Annotated in this window: 3 protein-coding genes; all 3 read left to right on the forward strand. The window is 63.5% G+C overall.

The genetic code is table 11. The annotated features are described in order from the left end of the window. Positions 1–7 precede the first annotated feature (7 nt). Positions 8–1,429 carry an HlyD family type I secretion periplasmic adaptor subunit gene (locus AC3WMU_RS11395; protein WP_006227000.1) on the forward strand — a complete coding sequence of 474 codons (1,422 nt, stop codon included), beginning with the start codon at positions 8–10 and terminating at the stop codon, positions 1,427–1,429. 19 nt (positions 1,430–1,448) lie between these two features. Then, positions 1,449–2,105, forward strand: coding sequence for a response regulator transcription factor (locus tag AC3WMU_RS11400; protein WP_280027953.1), 657 nt, complete (start codon positions 1,449–1,451; stop codon positions 2,103–2,105). An 84-nt stretch (positions 2,106–2,189) separates the two neighbouring features. Next, the coding region (locus tag AC3WMU_RS11405) for a retention module-containing protein (RefSeq protein ID WP_492282343.1) at positions 2,190–6,685 on the forward strand (4,496 nt) is incomplete at its 3' end.

The raw sequence follows: 6,685 nt of genomic DNA on the forward strand, positions 1-6,685 counted from the left end.
GGGCGCCATGCAGAAAAATCCTGGAGAGACCAAGCACGGCCTGTTGGGCGGCTTGTGGCGCAAACTGCGCAACGTCTTCGTATTCTTTTTCGACCGTCTGCTGGACGGCACGGAAAAAGGCAAGGTTGAAAAGCGTTCTGATTATGTCGGCAACGCCGAATGGGTGATCCACGAATCGCAGGCCCGCAGTTCGCGCGTCCTGCTGTGGGTGGCGTTGCTAGCCACCGCGCTGTTGCTCGTCTGGGCAGCGACCGGCAGTATCGACGAGGTCGTGCGAGGCGAAGGCAAAGTCGTGCCGTCCCGCCAAGTGCAGATCATCCAGAGCCTGGACGGCGGCATCGTCGAGGAAATCCTGGTGCGTCCCGGTCAGGAAGTACAAGCAGGCCAGACCTTGCTGAAGATAGATTCCACGCGGTTCGCGTCTTCGCTGGGCGAGAACAACGCGGAATACCTGTCGCTGCTCGCCAAGTCGGCCCGGTTGCAGGCGCTGGCCACGGGCGAGCCCTTCGTGGCCCCGGAAGAAGTGTTGAAGCAGGCGCCCGGCCTGGCCGAAATGGAGCGCAACGCCTGGCAGGCGCGCAATACCGAGCTGAACGCCACCGTCAACGTCGCCCGCGAACAGCTCAAGCAACGGCAGGAAGACCTGCGCGAAACGATCGCCAAGCGCGACCAGGCGTCAGCCAGCTGCGGCCTGACTTCGCGCGAGTTGCAGGTGACGCGTCCGCTGCTCAAGAGCGGCGCCGTATCCGAAGTGGACCTGCTGCGCCTGCAACGCGACGTGGCGCGCTACTGCGGCGAACAGAAAGGGGCCGAAGCCCAGATCGACCGTTTCCAGGCGTCGATCAAGGAAGCGCAAAGCAAGCTCGAGGAATCCGAGCTGAACATTCGCAACCAGGCGCGCAGCGAACTGTCGGAAACCAACACCAAGCTGTCCACTCTGCGCCAAGGCAAGCTGGCGCTGGCCGACCGCGTGAAGCTGGCTGAAGTCCGCGCCCCGCTGGCAGGCACCATCAAGACGCTCTTCAACAACACGGTGGGCGGTGTGGTGCAGCCGGGCAAAGACATCATCGAGATCGTGCCCAAGGACGACACGCTGCTGCTGGAAGTCCGCATTCAGCCGCGCGATATCGGTTTCCTGCACGCCGATCAGAAGGCGGAAGTGAAATTCACGGCCTATGACTTCGCCATTTATGGCGGTCTGGAAGGCAAGGTCGAACAGATCGGCGCGGACACCGTGACCGACGAAAAAGGCAACTCCTACTACGTGGTGCGCGTCCGCACGGATCGCAGCACCGTGGGCGACAAGCTATTGCCCATCATCCCGGGGATGGTGGCGGAGGTTCATATCCTGACGGGTAAGCGCACTGTGCTGCAGTACCTGCTCAAACCGATTTTGCGTGCCAAGGCGAATGCCTTTACCGAACGTTAAAGGAGAGCTGGAAGGCTTTATGAAACCTGTTCCCGTCCTGTTGATTACGCACGACGACCTGCTGTGGCAACACTGGCGTGCGCTGGATCCCACGCGTTGGCTGGCGGCGCGCGGGCGCGGTCTGGCTGACTTGCAACGCTGGCGCGAGCAAGGCCGCGCCCTGGCGGTGCTGGATACCGACGTGCCGCGACTGCCGTCCTGGCAGGATCCCGTCTGGGCATCGACCCTGGCTGGCTTGCATTTGGTCGTCGCCAGCCCTAGCCCCAACGACGAGCAAGGCACGCAAGCACTGGGCGCCGGCGCGCATGGGTATTGCCACACGCATGCCCCCGCCGCCGCACTGGCGCAAGCGCTGGAAGTGGTGGCGTCGGGCGGCATCTGGATGGGCCGGTCGCTGGTCGCCCGCCTGCTGAAATTAGTGACGGAACGCGCCCAGGATTCGCAATCCTGGGACGGCGGCCTCTTGACCGAACGCGAAATCACCGTCGCCCGGTACGCCGCCAGCGGCCAGGCCAACGCGGCGATCGCCGAGGCGCTGGGCATTACCGAACGCACCGTCAAGGCCCACCTTTCAGCGGTTTTCGAGAAGCTGAAGGTGTCTGACCGCCTGCAACTCGCCCTGCTGGTCCACGGCATTTCCGCGCCCGTCGACACTCGGAGCAAAATTACTTCCTGATACTGTCCTTGAGGACAATATCCCGCCCCAGCGGCGCCCTCTAGTATCTGGTCATCTTGGATAACTCCCTGAAACGGAACCCACATGGCCAACTCTTCTCCCGCAGTCGTCAACGAAATCTCCGGTCGCGCTTGGATTCGCAATAGCGACGGATCTTTGACGGAACTGCATCAAGGCAGCAAAGTCCCCGCCGGCAGCGACATCGTCACTGCCTCGGGCGCCACGGTTTCCCTTCAGGTTGAAAACGGCATGCCGATCGTCATCGGAGAAAGCCGTGAAGTCGCCGTGAATGGCGACATGGGCGGTCCGCTGGCCGATCCGAGCGAAGCCGCGGTGGCCCCGCCCACCGGCACCGATTCCGACCGCCTGCTGGCTGCCCTGCAAGCCGGACGCGACCCGTTCGACGAACTGGACCCCACCGCCGCCATCGTGGCTGGCGGCGGTGATGCCGGCGGCAGCAGCTTTGTCCGCCTGGCCCGTATTCTTGAAACGACCTCGCCGCTGGACCTGGCCTACCCGAACCCGGGCCGAGGCGACGACTCCGTGCCGCGCGCCTTGGGCGCTGGCCTGACGGGTGACGGCGACGACGGCGCCACCACGCCGACCACCACCAATACCGCCCCGTCGGCGCTGAACGACACCGGCCGTGGCGATCAGAACACCACCATCCGCGGCAACCTGCTGACCAACGACTCGGATCCCGACGGCGATCCGCTGGCCATCGTTTCGGTGAGCGGCCGCCCGATGACGCCGGGAGGCGTATCCGTTACCGGCACGAACGGCGGCACGTTCACGGTGCTTCCGGACGGCAGCTATGTCTTCACGCCGGGCACGGGCTTCCAGCATCTGCCGGAAGGCCAGACCGCGACCACCACGATTTCCTACACCGTCACCGATCCCAGCGGCGCGACGTCCACGGCCACCGTTGAAGTGACGGTCGTCGGCGTGAACGATCCGGCGCTCATCACCCCTGCCGGCGCGGACGACGACAAGGGCACTGTCAAGGAAGACACCACCTTCACCACAAACGGCAAGCTCAACGTCACCGACGTGGATGATGGTGAAGCCCGCTTCATCGTGCAATCCGGCCAAGCCGGCCAGCATGGCACATTCTCGATCGACGCCAGCGGCTCGTGGGTCTACAACCTGAACAACAACGACGGCCGCGTGCAAGCGCTGGCTGTCGGTGAAACCCTGACCGAGACCTTCACCGTGACGACGGCGGACGGTACGACCGGCACCGTGGTTGTCACCATCCAGGGCACCAATGACGTTCCGACGCTGAGCGGCCAGGCTGCCGGCGCCGTGACCGAAGACACCGCGCTGGCCGTCACCGGCAAGCTGGACGTGACGGATGTCGACACGTCCGACACGCACACCTGGTCGATCAACAACAACGGCGCTGGCCAATACGGCGCATTGTCGATCGACGCCAACGGCAACTGGACCTATAACCTGGCCAACGGCAACCCGGCCGTGCAGGCGCTGGGCGTGGGCGAATCGCTGACCGAGAAGTTCACCGTGACGGTCAACGACGGCCACGGCGGCGTCACGACGCAAGAAGTCTCGATCACCATCAACGGTTCCAACGACGCACCGGTCATCAGCGGCGTGGCTACCGGCGCGGTGGCCGACGGCGGCACTACCAGCGTCACTGGCCAGCTCGGCCAGACCGATGTGGACGTGAACGACACGCACACCTGGACGGTCGGCAACGGCGGCAAGGGTGACTTCGGCAGCTTCACGGTGGACAACACCGGCAAGTGGACCTACAACCTCGACGACACGAACACGACTGTCAAGGGCCTGAAGAGCGGCGAATCGATCACCGAAACCTTCACGGTTACGGTCGACGACGGCCATGGCGGCGTGACCAGCCAGCAAGTCACGGTCACGATCAACGGCACGGACGATGGCGCGGTCATCAACCCGGCTCAACCGGGCGACGACAAGGGCACCGTCACCGAAGACGTGACCCTGTCCGTGGGCGGCAAGCTTGACGTGACGGACCCGGACGCGGGCCAAGCCGTGTTTGTGGCTCAGACGAACGCCGCCGGCCAACACGGCACGTTCTCCATCGATGCCGACGGCAAGTGGACGTACAACCTCACCAACAACGACCCGGCCGTCCAAGGCCTGGGCGCTGGCAAGACCCTGACCGAAACCTTCACCGTTACGACGGCTGATGGCACGACCGGCCAGGTCGTGGTCACGATCGTGGGCACCAACGACATCCCGGTCCTGACCGGCAAGGCTGACGGTGCTGTCACGGAAGATGGCACGCTGGTCGCCACGGGCAAGATCGACGTCACCGACATTGACACGACCGACACGCACACCTGGTCCGTCAACAATGGCGGCAAGGGTACGTATGGTTCCTTCTCGGTCGACGCGTCTGGCAACTGGACCTACAACCTCGACAACACCAATAAGGATGTTCAGGGCCTGAAGTCTGGCCAGTCCATCACTGAAACGTTTACCGTGACCGTCGATGACGGCAACGGCGGCGTGGTCTCGAAGGACGTCACCGTCACCATCAACGGCACCGATGACGGCGCCGTGATCACCCCGGCCCAACCGGGCGATGACGCTGGCACGGTTACCGAAGACGTGACCCTGTCCGTGGGCGGCAAGCTTGACGTGACGGACCCGGACGCGGGCCAAGCCGTGTTTGTGGCTCAGACGAACGCCGCCGGCCAACACGGCACGTTCTCCATCGACGCCGATGGCAAGTGGACGTATAACCTGACCAATAACGACCCGGCTGTTCAAGGCCTGGGCGCGGGCAAGACCCTGACCGAGACCTTCACCGTTACGACGGCTGATGGCACGACCGGTCAAGTCGTGGTCACCATTGTCGGCACCAACGACATCCCCGTCCTGACCGGCAAGGCAGACGGTGCGGTTACCGAAGACGGCACGCTGGTCGCCACGGGCAAGATCGACGTCACCGACATTGACACGACCGACACCCACACCTGGTCCGTCAACAATGGCGGCAAGGGTACGTATGGTTCCTTCTCGGTCGACGCGTCTGGCAACTGGACTTACAACCTGGACAACGCCAACAAGGATGTCCAAGGTCTGAAGTCCGGTGAGTCGTTCACCGAAACGTTCACCGTGACCGTCGACGACGGTAACGGTGGCGTGGTCTCGAAGGACGTCACCGTCACCATCAACGGCACCGATGACGGCGCCGTGATCACCCCGGCTCAACCGGGCGACGATGCTGGCACCGTCACCGAAGACGTGACGCTGTCCGTGGGCGGCAAGCTCGACGTGACCGATCCGGACGCGGGTCAAGCCGTGTTCCAGGTCCAAACGAACGCCGCCGGCCAACACGGCACGTTCTCCATCGATGCCGATGGCAAGTGGACGTATAACCTGACCAATAACGACCCGGCTGTTCAAGGCCTGGGCGCGGGCAAGACCTTGACGGAAACGTTTACGGTCACCACCGCTGATGGCACGACCGGTCAAGTGGTTGTGACCATTGTGGGCACCAACGACATCCCGGTCCTGACCGGCAAGGCTGATGGTGCTGTCACGGAAGATGACACGCTGGTCGCCACGGGCAAGATCGACGTCACCGACATCGACACCACCGATACGCACACCTGGTCCGTCAATGACGGCGGCAAGGGCACCTACGGTTCCTTCTCGGTCGACGCTTCGGGCAACTGGACTTACAACCTGGACAACGCCAACAAGGACGTCCAAGGTCTCAAGTCCGGTGAGTCGTTCACCGAGACCTTTACGGTTACGGTGGATGACGGCAACGGCGGCGTGGTTTCCAAGGAAGTGACCGTCACCATCAACGGCACCGATGACGGCGCGGTCATCACGCCGGCACAACCGGGCGACGACAAGGGCACCGTCACTGAAGACGAGACCCTGTCTGTCGGCGGTAAACTGGATGTGACCGATCCGGACGCCGGCGAAGCCGTGTTTGTCGCCCAGACGAATGCCGCTGGCCAGCATGGCACGTTCTCCATCGATGCTGATGGCAAGTGGACGTATAAACTCACCAACAACGACCCGGCCGTCCAAGGCCTGGGCGCGGGCAAGACCCTGACCGAAACGTTTACGGTCACCACCGCTGACGGCACGACCGGTCAAGTCGTGGTCACGATTGTCGGCACCAACGACATCCCCGTCCTGACCGGCAAGGCTGACGGCGCAGTCACGGAAGATGGCACGCTGGTCGCCACGGGCAAGATCGACGTCACCGACATCGACACCACCGATACGCACACCTGGTCCGTCAATGACGGCGGCAAGGGCACCTACGGTTCCTTCTCGGTCGACGCTTCGGGCAACTGGACCTACAACCTGGACAACGCCAACAAGGACGTCCAAGGTCTCAAGTCCGGTGAGTCGTTCACCGAGACCTTTACGGTTACGGTGGATGACGGCAACGGCGGCGTGGTTTCCAAGGAAGTGACCGTCACCATCAACGGCACCGATGACGGCGCGGTCATCACGCCGGCACAACCGGGCGACGACAAGGGCACCGTCACCGAAGACTTGGCGCTGACTACCGGCGGCAAGCTGGAGGTCACCGACCCCGACGCGGGCGA

It is taken from the genome of Achromobacter sp. FW305-C-13 (genome assembly GCF_058783475.1).